Raw genomic sequence first — 14,496 nt, 5'->3', positions numbered from 1 at the left:
AATCTGGCCTACGCAGCTCGTTTCCACTATGCGGCAAGGCACAATGGTTATTTATCTCAAAAAAGCAAAAAAAAAAGTGGTGTAAAGAAAAAAACTTTACACCACTCTTTTTTTTGTGTATACTAACAAAGTTAAGTATTTAGGAGGAAACAAACATATGTCAGTTAAAATTAGAATGAAACGTATGGGTAGCAAGTTACGCCCATTTTATAGATTAGTAGTTGCAGATTCACGTTCACCACGTGATGGCCGCTTTATCGAACAAGTTGGTTACTACAACCCAATCTCACAACCAGAAGAAATCAAACTTGATGACGACAAGATCGTTGAATGGTTAAACAAAGGTGCACAACCTTCAGATACAGTTCGTCACTTGTTGAAACAACATGGTATTATGCAAAAGTTCCATGAAAGCAAGTATACAAAATAGTTATTTTGATGGGACCAGATAAAACGATGTTTTGTCAGGGTCCTATTTTATTATCACGGAGGAAAAATGGCCGAAAAATTATATCGAGTTGGTACTATTGTCAATACGCATGGTATTAAAGGTGAATTAAAAGTCGTTCCAATTACAGATTTTCCAGAAGATCGCTTCAAAACAGGTTCTAAATTAGTTTTCAAGAAGAGTAATTCTAGTGAGGAATTTACAGTAGAATCATCTCGTAAACATAAGAACTTTATTCTTTTGAAATTAAAGGGATATGACAACATTAATGATGTTGAAAAGTATGTTAAATCAGAACTATTTGCCAGTGGTGAATTGACTTCCGAATTAAACGAAGGCGAATTTCTTTATAAGCAGATCATTGGTCTGCAAGTAATAGATAAGGATCTTGGCGAAATTGGAAAAGTCACTGAGATCATGGAATTAGGACCAAACGACGTTTGGGTCGTAAAAGGAACAAAATATAAGGAAGTTCTTTTGCCTTATATTGAAGATGTTGTTAAGAATGTTGACCTCGATAAACAAATTGTCGAAGTTGAAATACCGGATGGATTGATAGATTAATGGATATTACAATTTTAAGCATTTTTCCAAGAATGTTTCAGGCATTAAATGAGTCTTTAATAGGTAAAGCACAAGAAAAGGGTCTCGTTAATCTTGATGTAGTTGATTTTCGTGACTTTACGACAAATAAGCAACATCATGTTGATGATACAACTTATGGTGGTGGAGCTGGTATGTTGTTACAGGCTCAACCAATCTATGATGCCATGGATTATGTTGAAACTAAGAAACCAGGCCGCAAGCGAGTAATCTTGCTTGACCCAGCAGGTAAAACTTTCAACACAAAAATGGCACGTGACTTTGCTAAAGAGGATCAATTAGTTTTTATTTGTGGACATTATGAAGGTTTTGATGAACGAGTTAAAGATTTGGTTACTGATGAAGTTTCGATTGGTGATTACATCTTGACTGGTGGAGAATTACCAACAATGAGTATGATCGACGCAACTTTGCGTTTTGTGCCTGGTGTTTTAGGTAATTCATTCTCTGCTGAGGAAGAATCGTTCTCAAATGGTTTGTTGGAGTATCCACAGTATACTAAACCAGCCGATTTTCGTGGTAAGAAGGTTCCAGAAGTTTTGACAAGTGGTGATCATGAAAAGATTCGTCTTTGGAGATTAACTCAAGCCTTGAAGAAAACTTTGGAACGTCGACCAGATTTATTGGAAACTGCAAAGTTGACGGATGAGGAAGAGAAGCTTCTCAGAAAAATTCGTCAAAATATATAGTTTACAAGCTCGTCCAAATAAAGTATCATATTAAGAGTGTTTGGACACATATTAACGATATTCCGCTGTATGTCAGAGATATATAAGAGTGTCGAATAGGGAGAAATTATTCATGAATGAATTAATTCAAGATATTACAAAAGAACAACTACGTTCTGACATTCCTGACTTCCGTAGCGGTGACACTATTCGTGTACATGCTAAGGTTGTTGAAGGTACTCGTGAACGTATTCAATTATTCGAAGGTGTCGTAATCAAGAGACATGGCTCAGGTATCAGTGCTACATACACTGTACGTAAGATGAGTAATGGTGTTGGTGTTGAAAGAACATTCCCATTGAACACACCTCGTGTAGAACAAATCGAAGTTATCAGACATGGTCGTGTACGTCGTAGCAAACTTTACTACTTACGTGCTCGTACAGGTAAGGCTGCTCGTATTAAGGAACGTCGTCGCGACATCTAATTTAATACTTTTAATAGCAACTAAACTTCAAAAAATAAACCATCACGTTGAATTTTTATTCAATGATGGTTTATTTTTTTAGTTAAAGATTTGATTGTAGTATTCTAAATAAAATTTTTGATCTTCTGGTGTAGCAACAATCTTCGTGACACTGGTATTTCTAGGTTCAGGAATGCTCATTACATCTTGAGGCTTTAAAACATCTAAAGCCGCTGCTTTGACCGTAAAACCATGAGTGACACAGATAAGTTTGTCGTTAGGGTAATTCTTTAAGGCGTCCTGTAAAAAGCCGTGTACGCGCTTAACGACGTCTTCAAAGCGTTCTCCGTCAGTGGCATACTTAGTATAAAGTGGTAGGACATCGTTCCAGTATTTGTTGTATGCATCAGGATGAATTTTTCTTAAATCGGCATTCCTTTGACCATCCCATTGTCCATAAGATATTTCGACCAATCTTTTGTCGTAGGAAATAGGTAAGTCAGCGGCAGTGTTTAAAATATCAGCAGTCTGTTGAGCACGCTTTAAAGGACTACAGATAATACGATCAGCAAAACTGATGTCAAAATTTTGTTTCAACGTTTGGGCTTGTTGCTGACCGTGGGTATTTAAATAAGTCATTTCGGTATTAATATTGCCTTGCTTCATTTTCATGACATTGGCTTTAGTTTGTCCGTGACGGATGAGGTAAAATTCAGTCATGTTTTTCTCCTTTATAAGTTTGGATTCTTAATTAACTCACTTGCTTATTATTATAGAAGAAAATTTTGGAGAAATAAAAAATCACCCCAGAAAAGGAGTGATTAATTAAAATATTTGTGAACGATATAGTCCGACAACTTTACCAAGTATCTCCACGCTGTCTAAGATGATTGGATCCATTGTATCGTTTTCAGGTTGTAGGCGGTAATGTCCATTTTCTTGATAGAATCTCTTGCAGGTAGCTTCAATGTCTTCAGTCATAGCAATAACGATCTCGCCATTATTAGCAAAGTTTTGTTCATGAACTATAACGTGATCACCATCATAAATACCACAGTTGATCATACTTTCTCCATGAATTTCGAGCATGAATAATTCGCCAGATTCACGATTTAAGTCAGGTGGAATTGGAAAATACCCATCAGGATTACGTTCAGCTGTGATTGGTTGCCCAGCAGCAACGTTGCCTAAGATAGGAATTTGCTTAGATTTGATGCCGATTGAATTTAATCCAGCACCGGTAAGTTCAATCGCCCTAGGCTTAGTAGGGTCACGTTGAATAAAACCTTTTTTCTCAAGACGAGATAGGTGACCATGAACCGTTGATGTAGACGATAAGTCCACAGCTTCGCAGATTTCTCTGACAGTTGGCGGATATCCATGTTCATCTAAATAATCATAGATACATTGTAAAATTTGTGACTGTTTAGAGCCTTCAGCTTTTGACATTAGAACACCTCATTGTTAATATCTTAATTAGATTGTATCAAAATATGAATGCAAGTTCAAACAAGTGTTCGATATAATGGGGAGAATTAAAATTATGAACGAACAAGAAGAATTGCTTAAAAAAATTAATGAACTGGCTCACAAAGCAAAAGCAGGTACTATTACTAAAGAGGAAGAAGATCAACAAGCCGAACTTAGAAAAGAGTATTTGAAGAACTTTCGTGCCAGTTTTAAATCTCAAATTGAGATGATGCGTGTGTTTGATAAGCAAGGAAATGAAGTCACACCGGAGAAAGTTAGAGAAATTCAACGTAAAAAAGGTTTACGTGACGATTAATACTTTCAATTAGAGTGATTTTTTTGTAATATTAATAGATGTATGGAAAGGGTGAAACATAAATGGGAACAACAATAATCGTTGGTATTCTAGCCTTATTAATCGGTTTAGTTGGTGGATTCTTTATTGCCAGATGGTATATGAAGAAGTACTTCCAAGATAATCCACCAATCAGTGCAGATATGATTAAGCAAATGATGGCTCAAATGGGACAAAAACCATCACAAAAGAAACTTAACCAATTAATGAGTACTATGAAAGCATCACAAAAAAAGAAGTAATGAAATAAAAATTAATAGACGATATACATATTTTAATGTGTGTATCGTCTATTTTTTTATCTAAAAAATCAATTGCTCTTTATTTACGAACTATAAAATTAATAATATCTAAAATAATCTAAATGAAAACGGTAAATACGAATAATAACTAAAAATATTTAATTTAAATACGTGTTTTGTGTTGAAAGAATTTTCATAACTTGTTAGAATTTGATTACCAAAGACAGAAGGGTGGAAAACCAATGAGTGATGTAGCAATAGTTATGGGCTCAGTTTCGGACTTGAAAGTTATGCAAAACACAATTGATGTTTTGAAAGAACTACAAGTCAGTTATGAAGTCAAAGTAATTTCAGCACATAGAACTCCACAAGAGATGTTGGATTTTGCTAAGACAGCACGATCAAACGACTTCAAAGTGATAATAGCAGGTGCCGGGGGAGCAGCCCATTTACCAGGAATGATTGCTTCTTCAACTAGTCTGCCGGTTATCGGTGTTCCAGTTCCATCGAAATATTTAAAAGGGATGGATTCTTTATTGTCAATTGTTCAAATGCCAGCTGGTGTCCCCGTAGCAACGGTTTCGATTGGTGAAGCGGGTGCTAAGAATGCCGCTATTATGGCAACTAAGATCTGTGCACTACAAAATCACGATTATGAATTATCTTTGGATGGTTACACCAAGGCTATGCATGATAAGTCATTAGAAAGTGGGAAAAATCTTGGTTAAAACAATTTTACCAGGTAGTACGATTGGAATTATCGGTGGTGGTCAGTTAGGTCAAATGATGTCTTTTTCAGCAAAAGAGATGGGATATAAAGTCATCATCTTGGATCCGACTCCCAACTGTCCTGCCGCTCAGGTCTCTGATGATCAAATCGTAGCTGAATATGATGATTTGGCTCAATTAATTGAATTAGCTAAGCGTTGCGACGTTTTAACTTATGAATTTGAAAATGTTGATGCGGAAACTATCAATGAGGTTAAAAAGTATACGCAAGTGCCACAAGGAACAAAGGCTCTGACAATTACTCAAGATCGAGTTTCTGAAAAAAACTTTATTGAAGAAAGTGGTTTTTCAGCGGTGCCACATGTTGTTATTGAAAATATCTTCGAATATCACCGTGCTGTAGAGAAATTGGGTGCACCAGTGATCGTCAAAACTACGCGTGGTGGATACGACGGTAAAGGTCAAATCTTAATCGAAGATCCCGAAGATGTCTGTTATGCCGATATTGAAGAATTATTAATGCATGGAACCTGTATCGTTGAAAAAAAGATTGCTTTGAAGAAAGAGGTTTCAATCGTTGTTTCAGCTAATAGCAAGCAACAAACCTCAATATTCCCAGTGATTGAAAATGTGCATCGTCACAATATTTTGCATATCAGTAGTTGTCCAGCAATGATCGGTACTGATACGGAAAATGAAATTTATAAAATCGGTGAGCAATTAGCACGTAATTTAGAGTTAGTAGGAACGATGTGTATTGAATTCTTTATCTCAGAAACAGATGAAGTATTTGTTAATGAAATTGCTCCACGACCACATAACTCGGGTCATTTAACGATTGAATCCTGCAATATTTCGCAGTTTGATGCTCACATTCGTGGTGTTTGCAATTTAGCCATGCCTAAGGTCAAACTCTTACAACCGGCAGTGATGGTCAATTTATTAGGGCAACATTTACAACCAGCTAAGGACGAATTGGATAAACATGCTGATTGGCACTTCCATGACTATGGAAAAGCTGAAAGTAAGAATAATCGCAAAATGGGTCATATCACAATATTGAGTGATGACTTACGTGAAACAAAAGATGCTATCGAAAAAAATTCAATTTGGGATGTGTAAATTATGACTGAAGATAATTTGCTATACGAAGGTAAGGCTAAGAACGTTTATAAGACTGACAAAGAAAATGAACTTTTGATGGTTTATAAAGATCAAGCCACAGCGTTTAACGGTAAGAAAAAAGAAGTACTACCAGGTAAGGGAGTTTTGAACTGTCGAATTTCTACTTTGGTTTTTGATTATTTGATCAAAAATGGTGTTAAGACTCATTTAATTGAAAATATATCCGATCATGAACAATTAGTTCAAAAAAGTGAAGTTTTCCCACTAGAGGTGGTCTTGAGAAACATTGGCTCAGGAAGTTTTGTACGTAAGTTCCACTTGGAAGATGGTTTGGAACTAAGAGAACCAATCATTGAATTTTATTACAAGAGTGACGCCTTAGATGATCCATTTATCAATGAATCACAGATCCATGCTCTGCGTATCGCGGATAAAGAAGAAATAGCTACTATTAAAAAAATGACACTAGCAATTAATCAACTATTGATTCCGTTTTTTGCCCAAAGTGATTTTGATTTGGTTGATTTCAAATTGGAATTTGGAAAAGTTAACAATGAAATTATTCTAGTAGACGAATTTTCACCAGACAATTGTCGTCTTTGGGATAAAACTAGTCACCATTCAATGGATAAAGATGTATTTCGTAAGCATGAAGGTGATTTGGTTAAGACATATCATTCTGTTTTAGAAAGATTGACAACACGATAGGAGAGTAATGATGAAATTAGTTAAAGTTTACGTAACACTAAAACCCTCTGTATTAGATGCCCAAGGTGAAGCTATTAAGTCGGCTATCCAAACAATGGATTATGACAAGGTTTCAGATGTACATATGGGAAAATATTTTGAATTGAATTTTGAAGACTATCCTGAATTGGATAAAGATATTGACGCTATTTGTGACAATTTATTGACTAACCCTAATATCGAAACATACCGTTATGAGATCTTGGAGGCTGAATAGATGAAGTTTGCCGTTGTTAATTTTCCAGGTTCCAACTGTGATATGGATCTCTACTATGCCATTAAAGACGGTATCAAGGAACAAGTTGAGTTAGTCGATTATCGTCAAACAAGTTTAGATGGCTTTGATGGAGTCTTGATTCCAGGCGGTTTTTCATACGGCGACTACTTGAGAAGTGGTGCCATTGCCGTTCATGCACCAATTATTTCAGAAATTGTTCGTTTTGCTAACGAAGGTAAATTTGTTCTAGGCATCTGTAATGGATTTCAAATTTTAACAGAATTGCATTTATTACCAGGTGCTTTGATCCAAAACGAAAAGAGTCGCTTCATTTGTGAAACTGTCACTTTACAAGTAATGAATAATCAGACGACTTTTACCAATCAATACGCTGAAGATGAAGAAATTCGTATCCCAGTTGCCCATGGTGAAGGCAGATATTATTGTGATGATCAAACTTTAGAGGATTTAAAAGCTCATAACCAAATTGTTTTCCGTTACAAAGAAAATGTTAATGGTAGTGTTGATCAAATTGCTGGAGTGATGAATCGTCAAGGTAATGTATTGGGAATGATGCCACATCCAGAACGTGCTTTGGAGGATATCGTCGGTTCAAGCGATGGGCTCAAACTATTTCAATCAATAATCAATCAAAGGGTGAATAATTAATGACTGAACCTACTGCTAAACAAATTAAAGATTCCAGATTGTACCAACAATGGGGATTGAGTGATTCAGAATACGAATTGATTTGTGAAAAAATTTTAGAACGACTTCCTAACTATACAGAAACAGGACTTTATTCTGTTATGTGGAGTGAACATTGTTCTTACAAGAATTCCAAAAAAGTTTTACGAAAGATGCCTAACAAGAGTGATCGCGTACTTGCTGGCCCTGGTGAAGATGCTGGTATTTTGGATATTGGTGATGGTCAAGCAGTTGTCTTCAAAGCTGAAAGTCACAATCATCCTTCAGCCGTTGAGCCATATCAAGGTGCAGCTACTGGTGTCGGTGGTATTATCAGAGATATTTTTTCCATGGGGGCCCAACCTTTTGCTCTATTGAATAGTTTGAAATTCGGCCCATTAAAAGATGGTAAAACTAAACATTTAGTTAATGAAGTTGTAGCTGGAATTGGTGGTTACGGTAACTGTATCGGCTTGCCAACCGTTGGTGGCGAAATTTCTTTTGAAGAATGTTACGAAAATAATCCGCTAGTTAACGCCATGTGTGTTGGATTATTGAATAAAACTGATTTCAAACATGGTACCGCTAGTGGTAAAGGCAATTTGATCGTCTACGTTGGTGCTAAAACTGGTCGTGATGGGATTCATGGGGCAACGTTTGCTTCAGATGAATTCACAGATACAAAGAATAAGCAACGTTCCGCTGTTCAAGTGGGAAATCCCTTCATTGAAAAATTATTGATGGATGCCTGTGTTGAAATTATCGAAAAACATCCTAATTGGATCTTGGGTATTCAAGACATGGGAGCTGCTGGATTGGTATCATCAACCGCTGAAATGGCTTCTAAAGCTGATAGTGGACTGATTTTAAATCTTGATAACGTTCCCCAACGTGAAACGGAAATGTCAGCTTATGAAATGATGCTGTCAGAATCGCAAGAACGAATGGTCCTTTGTGTAAAACCACAATTTAAAGATAATGTTCTAGATTTCTTTAAGGACTTTGAATTAGATGCGGTAGTAATTGGTCAAGTAACTGAGGATAAACAATACAAGATTTATCATCATGATGAATTAGTAACTGATATTCCTGTCCGTAGTTTGACCGAAGACGTTCCGGAATACGATCGACCAGAGGTTGAACCTGCTCGTATTGCAAAAGATCGTGATTATCATTTTGTTCCAGAAATAACTTCACTAGAAGATACTTGGCAAAAAATCTTGCAACAACCAAATATTGCTAGTAAGAAACATTTCTATCAAACATATGATTCTCAAGTTAAGGCAGATACTTTAACTCAACCAGGTAGTGATGCCGGCGTGACTCGTATCAGAGGCACTAAGAAAGCTATTGCGATGACTAACGACAGTAATTCTAAGTACGTTTACTTAGATCCATACGTTGGTGGTCAGATCACTGTTATGGAGGCGGCTCGTAACATTGTTGCCAGTGGTGGTGAACCTATCGGTGTAACAGATTGTTTGAACTATGGTAATCCTGAAAATCCTGAGGTTTTCTGGGAACTTGATAAGAGTGTTGAAGGAATTGCCAGTGCCTGTGAAAAAATCAATACACCAGTAATTTCAGGTAACGTGTCACTCTATAACGAATACAATGATGAGGCAATTTATCCTAGTCCAATGATCGGGATGGTTGGATTGATTGATGATATCAAGAAAGTTACAACAATAGCTTTTAAAGAAAATGGCGACCTTATTTATTTACTTGGAAACACATTTGATGATTTCAATGGTTCAGAAATTCAGTTGCAACAAACAGGCTCAATTAAAGGTGGTTTGCGTCCATTGGATCTCAATGAAGAAAAGCTTCATCAAGATTTGATTCATCGTGCGATAGCTCAAGGCCTAATTGCCAGTTGTCATGACTTGAGTGAAGGTGGCTTAGCTGTAGCCTTATCTGAGTCAGCTTTTGAAAACCAATTAGGATTTGAAATTAAGACTGATTTAACGTCAGCTCAAATATTCTCGGAAACACAATCACGTTTCTTAGTAACAGTTAAACCAGAGGATCAAACTGAGTTTGAAAATCTAGTGTTGAGAGATTTCCAACTGTTAGGTCAAGTAACAGGCAATTCAGATTTCAAGGTAACAACTAAAGATGAAACAGTATCAATTGATGGTGAGAAAGCATCGAATAATTGGAAAGAGGCGATTTCGTGCTTGATGAAGTAAAAAGTTTAAATGAAGAATGTGGTGTTTTCGGTGTCTGGGGTGCTAAGAATGCTAACTACCTAACCTATTTAGGACTCCACAGTTTGCAGCATCGTGGTCAAGAAGGTGCGGGAATTGTCGCAAACGATGGTCAAAAGTTACGCACTTATCGTAATTTAGGATTGTTGACTCAAGTTTTTTCTAAACCTGAGTATTTGAATAATCTGGTTGGAGATTCAGCTATTGGTCATGTTCGATACTCAACTGCTGGTGAAAATAAGATTGAAAATGTTCAACCATTATTGTTTGACTTTACAGACAGTCAATTAGCTTTGGCTCATAACGGTAATTTAACAAATGCGATTACTCTAAAAAAAGAATTGGAACAAAAAGGACATATCTTTAAATCCAGTTCTGATTCAGAAGTTTTAGTTCATTTGATCAAACAGTCGACACAACCGACTTTCCGTGATCGTATGGTTGAAGCACTTAACAAGATTCAAGGTGGCTTTGCTTACTTGCTTTTGACCAAAGATGCTTTGATTCTGGCTTTGGATTCACACGGTTTTCGACCTTTATCAATTGGGAAGTTAGATGATGGTGGTTATGTAGTTGCTAGTGAAACTTGTGCGTTAGATGCTGTTGGAGCAACTTTTGTCCGTGATGTACAACCTGGTGAATTGATTACTATCTCTGACGAGGGGATGAAAATCGATCATTGGACCACTAAGACACAACTAGCCATCTGTTCAATGGAATTCGTTTACTTTGCTCGTCCTGATTCCGACATTCTAGGTGTTAATGTTCATTCAGCCAGAAAACGCATGGGAGCCAACTTAGCTCAAGAATATCCAGCACCAGGCGATATTGTTGTCGGTGTTCCTAATTCTTCTCTGTCGGCAGCTAGTGGTTATGCTGAAGCTAGTGGTCTACCTTATGAAATGGGCTTGATCAAGAATCAATATATGGGTCGAGAGTTTATTCAACCAACCCAAGAATTACGAGAGAAAAGCGTTCGTCAAAAATTAGCGGCTGTAAAAGGTGTTGTTAAAGGTAAGCGAGTTATTTTGGTGGATGATTCGATCGTCCGTGGAACTACTTGTGCTTACATCGTGCAATTGCTAAGGGATGCTGGTGCAACTGAAGTTCATTTACGTATCGCTTCACCAAGATTCATGCATCCATGTTTTTACGGTATCGATATCCAGGAAAAGAGTGAGTTGATTGCCGCTCATAAGAGTATTGAAGAAATGAATCAAATTTTTGGTTCCGACTCGCTACGTTTCTTGAGCGAAGATGGTTTAATTGATGCCATTGGAATGAACGCTGATGCACCATATTCAGGATTAGATATGTCGTATTTCAATGGAGATTATCCAACTTATCTATACGACTATGAATCCAAAAAATAAGGAGAATTTTATGGCAAATCCCTATCAAGATGCTGGTGTAAATGTGGAATCCGGTTATAAGATTTCTCAATTCGTGAAACAAAAGACTAAGAGTAAGAGTATTGGTAATTTTGGCGGTATCTATGAAATTCCTGCTGGTTTTAAGCAGCCAGTACTAGTTTCAAGTGACGACGGTGTTGGAACAAAACTTTTATTGACTAATGAGTTTAAGAAGTGGGACACAATTGGTATCGACTGTGTGGCAATGTGTGTTAATGACATCTTGGCACAGGGGGCTATTCCGCAATATTTTCTAGACTATATTTCAACTGGTAAGGTTGATCAAAAGGTTGAAGAAATACTAAAAGGCGTAATTGCTGGTTGTCAAATGTCTAATGCGTCCTTAATTGGCGGTGAAACGGCTGAAATGCCTGGAGTCTATGGCGATAATGATTATGATATTGCTGGTTTTGCAGTAGGAATCTGTGAAAAAGATGAATTACTTCGTAAAGAAAACATTCAAGAAGGTAACGTCTTAATTGGTATCACATCAAGTGGAATTCATTCTAATGGTTATTCATTAGTGAGAAAGATTTTCTTTCAGGATAATGATTTTAACTTGGAAACTATCTTACCGGAATTAGATGGACAAACTCTGGGAGAAATTTTATTAACTCCAACTAAGATTTACGCCAATGAATTAGTACCGTTGTTGGGACAAAAACTTATCAATGGGGCGGCCCACATTACTGGTGGTGGATTTTTTGAAAATGTTCCTCGAATGTTGCCCGATGGATTAGCAGCTGAGATCAATGTTGATATTTGGCCAGAATTGCCAATATTTGCTGCCTTACAAAAGTATGGACATTTAGAAACCATCGATATGTATCATATTTTCAACATGGGTCTGGGGATGGTCTTAGCGGTTGATCCTAAAGATGAATTAAAGGTTTTGGAACAATTGAATCAACTTGAAACTGTGGCTTATACCATTGGTGAAGTTGTAGAAAAAGATTCAACCAATCTGATTTTGAAAGGAGATAAGCTGTGAAAGTAGCTGTATTTGCCTCAGGTAATGGTAGTAATTTTGAAGCCATTGCCGGATCAGATGAATTGAAGAGACTAGGTCTAGAAATTGAATTATTAGTTTGTGACCAACCCAATGCTCATGTAATTAAACGAGCAGAAAAATATCATATTCCCGTTTTTGTGAATCAACTGGCTGATTACGCTAACCGCGGTGAGTATGAGCAAGCAATTATTGATAAATTAAAGCCGTTAGAAATCGAATATATTCTTTTGGCAGGTTATATGCGTGTGGTTACGCCAGTTTTACTAGGTGAATATCCTAATCACATTATCAATATTCATCCATCACTTTTACCAAAATATTCAGGTTTAGAAGCAATTGAACGTGCTTACGCTGCCAATGACGCGGTGACTGGTGTAACGATTCATTATATTGACGAAGGGGTCGATACCGGTCCAGTTATCAAACAGATGAAAGTTGTACGTTTAAGTAAAGATACCGAAGCTAGCTTAGAAGCTAGGATTCATCAAACTGAGCATCAAATGTACCGTACAGTAGTGCGAGATTTATTAATAAAAAATAATGGGGTAAGTAAATAATGAAAAGAGCTTTGATTAGTGTTTCTGACAAAACTGGAGTCGTTGAGTTTGCTAAAGGATTAATTGAAAATGATTTTGAAATTATTTCTACTGGTGGTACATACAAGAAGTTACAAGAAAATGGCGTAAAGGTTACTGAAATTGATGAAGTAACGAAATTTCCAGAAATTCTTGATGGACGTGTAAAGACACTGCATCCAATGGTTCACGCTGGTCTACTAGCTAAACGTGATAATCCTGAACATATGAAGACTTTGGAAAAATTAAATATCCAAACAATTGATTTAGTTTGTGTAAATCTTTATCCGTTCAAAGAAACCATTTCTCAAGATGGTGTCACACCGGCCCAAGCTATCGAACAAATTGATATTGGTGGTCCATCAATGATTCGTTCCGCCTCAAAAAATTTCAAGAGCGTTTACGTAGTAATTGATGCCAACGACTATGAAACAGTTTTAACAAGTATCAAGAGTGGCGAAGATAATTTGGCTTTGAGACAAAGTTTGGCTGCTAAAGCTTTCAGACATACAGCTGAATATGACAGTATTATTGCCCATTACTTGTCAGATCTAAATGGTGAAGAATTCCCTGACGTTGAAGTACTTGGTTACGATTTCCATCAAGAACTAAGATACGGTGAAAACTCACATCAAAAAGCTGCTTTTTATCAAAGTGCAATGCCAAGTGAATACTCAATTGCTTCAGCTAAACAACTACACGGTAAAGAATTATCTTTCAACAATATCAAAGATGCCGATGCAGCCTTAAGAATTGTCGCTGATTTTGACAAACCGTGTGTCGCAGCATTGAAGCATATGAATCCATGTGGTGTTGGGGTAGATGATGAATCAATCTATCAAGCATGGCGTAAAGCTTATACTGCTGATACAATGTCAATTTTTGGTGGAATTGTAGCTGTTAATCGTGAAGTTACTAAAGAAATTGCTGAAGAAATGCACAAGATCTTCTTAGAAATTGTTATTGCTCCAAGCTTTACCCCTGAAGCTTTAGAAATTTTGGAAGCTAAGAAAAATATTCGCTTGATGACTTTAGACTTCACTAAGGCTAAGTCAGCTGATAAATATGAATATGTTTCTGTTATGGGTGGACTCTTAGTTCAAGAAAGAGATACAACAGTTGATAATTTGGACGAATTCCAAGTTGTAACTAAAAAAGCCCCAACTCCTGAAGAGATGAAGGCTTTACTATTTGGTCAACAAGTTGTTAAGCATGTGAAGAGTAACGCTATCGTTATTTCAACTACTGATAAGACTCTTGGTATCGGTGCAGGACAAATGAATCGTATCGGTTCAGTAAAAATCTCTATTGAACAAGAAGAACAAGCTGAAGAGCACAAACCATTGATCATGGCTTCTGATGCATTCTTCCCAATGGATGATTGTGTTCAATATGCAGCCGAGCATGGTATTACAGCTATTGTGCAACCTGGTGGTTCAATTAAAGATCAAGATTCAATTGATATGGCTGATAAACATGGTATTGCAATGGTCTTCACTGGTAGAAGACACTTCAAACATTAGAGAGGGG

The 14,496-nt window shown here is 36.8% G+C and carries 18 protein-coding genes; 16 read left to right on the top strand and 2 right to left on the bottom strand.

Translation table 11 applies throughout. From position 1 onward, the window contains the following. Positions 1-157 precede the first annotated feature (157 nt). The 4 genes from rpsP to rplS all read left to right on the top strand — a co-directional run bounded on the left by rpsP (position 158) and on the right by rplS (position 2,206). Positions 158-430: a 30S ribosomal protein S16 gene (gene rpsP, locus U8526_RS02840; protein WP_057740148.1), complete on the top strand. Its 273-nt coding sequence runs from the start codon at positions 158-160 to the stop codon at positions 428-430. Positions 431-496: 66 nt separating this feature from the next. Beyond that, a complete protein-coding gene (gene rimM, locus U8526_RS02835; protein WP_334340464.1) occupies positions 497-1,012 on the top strand; it encodes a ribosome maturation factor RimM in 516 nt (171 codons plus the stop codon). Beyond that, positions 1,012-1,740 (top strand): tRNA (guanosine(37)-N1)-methyltransferase TrmD, encoded by a 729-nt coding sequence (gene trmD, locus U8526_RS02830; RefSeq protein WP_334340463.1) that lies wholly within the window; start codon positions 1,012-1,014, stop codon positions 1,738-1,740. The genes rimM and trmD overlap by 1 nt, the downstream gene beginning before the upstream one ends. 112 nt (positions 1,741-1,852) lie before the next feature. Next, a complete protein-coding gene (gene rplS, locus U8526_RS02825) occupies positions 1,853-2,206 on the top strand; it encodes a 50S ribosomal protein L19 (RefSeq protein ID WP_025085681.1) in 354 nt (117 codons plus the stop codon). Positions 2,207-2,284: 78 nt separating this feature from the next. Here the strand turns inward: rplS and U8526_RS02820 are convergent, their stop codons facing one another. Both U8526_RS02820 and lexA read right to left on the bottom strand, forming a co-directional pair. Beyond that, the gene (locus U8526_RS02820) at positions 2,285-2,905 is read right to left on the bottom strand and encodes a histidine phosphatase family protein (RefSeq protein WP_334340462.1); all 621 of its coding nucleotides are present in this window, start codon (positions 2,903-2,905) and stop codon (positions 2,285-2,287) included. 105 nt (positions 2,906-3,010) lie between these two features. Continuing rightward, positions 3,011-3,634, bottom strand: coding sequence for a transcriptional repressor LexA (gene lexA / locus U8526_RS02815; RefSeq protein WP_334340461.1), 624 nt, complete (start codon positions 3,632-3,634; stop codon positions 3,011-3,013). 94 nt (positions 3,635-3,728) lie between these two features. Between lexA and U8526_RS02810 the strand changes: the two genes are divergently transcribed. From U8526_RS02810 to purH, 12 genes are all read left to right on the top strand, one after another. Beyond that, positions 3,729-3,971 carry a DUF896 domain-containing protein gene (locus U8526_RS02810; protein WP_334340460.1) on the top strand — a complete coding sequence of 81 codons (243 nt, stop codon included), beginning with the start codon at positions 3,729-3,731 and terminating at the stop codon, positions 3,969-3,971. Between the two features lie 62 nt (positions 3,972-4,033). Continuing rightward, positions 4,034-4,252 carry a YneF family protein gene (locus tag U8526_RS02805; RefSeq protein ID WP_056951281.1) on the top strand — a complete coding sequence of 73 codons (219 nt, stop codon included), beginning with the start codon at positions 4,034-4,036 and terminating at the stop codon, positions 4,250-4,252. A gap of 242 nt (positions 4,253-4,494) precedes the next feature. After that, on the top strand, positions 4,495-4,980 hold the full coding sequence (gene purE / locus U8526_RS02800) for a 5-(carboxyamino)imidazole ribonucleotide mutase (RefSeq protein ID WP_334340459.1): 486 nt from the start codon (positions 4,495-4,497) through the stop codon (positions 4,978-4,980). Continuing rightward, entirely contained in the window at positions 4,973-6,103 is a 1,131-nt protein-coding gene (gene purK / locus U8526_RS02795; RefSeq protein ID WP_334340458.1) for a 5-(carboxyamino)imidazole ribonucleotide synthase, read from the top strand. The genes purE and purK overlap by 8 nt, the downstream gene beginning before the upstream one ends. Positions 6,104-6,106: 3 nt before the next feature. Further along, entirely contained in the window at positions 6,107-6,814 is a 708-nt protein-coding gene (purC, locus tag U8526_RS02790; RefSeq protein WP_334340457.1) for a phosphoribosylaminoimidazolesuccinocarboxamide synthase, read from the top strand. A 10-nt stretch (positions 6,815-6,824) separates the two neighbouring features. Further along, complete coding sequence (gene purS, locus U8526_RS02785) at positions 6,825-7,070, top strand: phosphoribosylformylglycinamidine synthase subunit PurS (RefSeq protein WP_334340456.1); 246 nt, start codon at positions 6,825-6,827, stop codon at positions 7,068-7,070. Continuing rightward, entirely contained in the window at positions 7,071-7,739 is a 669-nt protein-coding gene (gene purQ, locus U8526_RS02780; RefSeq protein ID WP_334340455.1) for a phosphoribosylformylglycinamidine synthase subunit PurQ, read from the top strand. Next, positions 7,739-9,949, top strand: a complete 2,211-nt coding sequence (gene purL, locus U8526_RS02775) for a phosphoribosylformylglycinamidine synthase subunit PurL (RefSeq protein ID WP_334340454.1) — start codon at positions 7,739-7,741, stop codon at positions 9,947-9,949. The genes purQ and purL overlap by 1 nt, the downstream gene beginning before the upstream one ends. Then, positions 9,934-11,340 carry an amidophosphoribosyltransferase gene (purF, locus tag U8526_RS02770; RefSeq protein WP_334340453.1) on the top strand — a complete coding sequence of 469 codons (1,407 nt, stop codon included), beginning with the start codon at positions 9,934-9,936 and terminating at the stop codon, positions 11,338-11,340. Before purL ends, purF begins: the two co-directional genes overlap by 16 nt. A gap of 10 nt (positions 11,341-11,350) precedes the next feature. Next, positions 11,351-12,370, top strand: a complete 1,020-nt coding sequence (gene purM / locus U8526_RS02765; protein WP_334340452.1) for a phosphoribosylformylglycinamidine cyclo-ligase — start codon at positions 11,351-11,353, stop codon at positions 12,368-12,370. Then, the gene (gene purN, locus U8526_RS02760; RefSeq protein ID WP_334340451.1) at positions 12,367-12,948 is read left to right on the top strand and encodes a phosphoribosylglycinamide formyltransferase; all 582 of its coding nucleotides are present in this window, start codon (positions 12,367-12,369) and stop codon (positions 12,946-12,948) included. Before purM ends, purN begins: the two co-directional genes overlap by 4 nt. Then, positions 12,948-14,489, top strand: coding sequence for a bifunctional phosphoribosylaminoimidazolecarboxamide formyltransferase/IMP cyclohydrolase (purH, locus tag U8526_RS02755; RefSeq protein WP_334340450.1), 1,542 nt, complete (start codon positions 12,948-12,950; stop codon positions 14,487-14,489). Before purN ends, purH begins: the two co-directional genes overlap by 1 nt. The last annotated feature ends 7 nt before the right edge of the window (positions 14,490-14,496 follow it).

Source organism: Companilactobacillus sp. HBUAS56275, assembly GCF_036913655.1.
GTDB classification, from domain to species: Bacteria; Bacillota; Bacilli; order Lactobacillales; family Lactobacillaceae; genus Companilactobacillus; species Companilactobacillus pullicola.
This window is presented reverse-complemented; position numbering and strand designations above follow the sequence as displayed.

What these genes read in the sequence shown, in the direction of transcription:
- rpsP (WP_057740148.1), top strand. Translation starts at nt 158, where the DNA reads ATGTCAGTTAAAATTAGAATGAAACGTATGGGTAGCAAGTTACGCCCA.
- rimM (WP_334340464.1), top strand. Translation starts at nt 497, where the DNA reads ATGGCCGAAAAATTATATCGAGTTGGTACTATTGTCAATACGCATGGT.
- trmD (WP_334340463.1), top strand. Translation starts at nt 1,012, where the DNA reads ATGGATATTACAATTTTAAGCATTTTTCCAAGAATGTTTCAGGCATTA.
- rplS (WP_025085681.1), top strand. Translation starts at nt 1,853, where the DNA reads ATGAATGAATTAATTCAAGATATTACAAAAGAACAACTACGTTCTGAC.
- U8526_RS02820 (WP_334340462.1), bottom strand. Translation starts at nt 2,905, where the DNA reads ATGACTGAATTTTACCTCATCCGTCACGGACAAACTAAAGCCAATGTC.
- lexA (WP_334340461.1), bottom strand. Translation starts at nt 3,634, where the DNA reads ATGTCAAAAGCTGAAGGCTCTAAACAGTCACAAATTTTACAATGTATC.
- U8526_RS02810 (WP_334340460.1), top strand. Translation starts at nt 3,729, where the DNA reads ATGAACGAACAAGAAGAATTGCTTAAAAAAATTAATGAACTGGCTCAC.
- U8526_RS02805 (WP_056951281.1), top strand. Translation starts at nt 4,034, where the DNA reads ATGGGAACAACAATAATCGTTGGTATTCTAGCCTTATTAATCGGTTTA.
- purE (WP_334340459.1), top strand. Translation starts at nt 4,495, where the DNA reads ATGAGTGATGTAGCAATAGTTATGGGCTCAGTTTCGGACTTGAAAGTT.
- purC (WP_334340457.1), top strand. Translation starts at nt 6,107, where the DNA reads ATGACTGAAGATAATTTGCTATACGAAGGTAAGGCTAAGAACGTTTAT.
- purS (WP_334340456.1), top strand. Translation starts at nt 6,825, where the DNA reads ATGAAATTAGTTAAAGTTTACGTAACACTAAAACCCTCTGTATTAGAT.
- purQ (WP_334340455.1), top strand. Translation starts at nt 7,071, where the DNA reads ATGAAGTTTGCCGTTGTTAATTTTCCAGGTTCCAACTGTGATATGGAT.
- purL (WP_334340454.1), top strand. Translation starts at nt 7,739, where the DNA reads ATGACTGAACCTACTGCTAAACAAATTAAAGATTCCAGATTGTACCAA.
- purM (WP_334340452.1), top strand. Translation starts at nt 11,351, where the DNA reads ATGGCAAATCCCTATCAAGATGCTGGTGTAAATGTGGAATCCGGTTAT.
- purH (WP_334340450.1), top strand. Translation starts at nt 12,948, where the DNA reads ATGAAAAGAGCTTTGATTAGTGTTTCTGACAAAACTGGAGTCGTTGAG.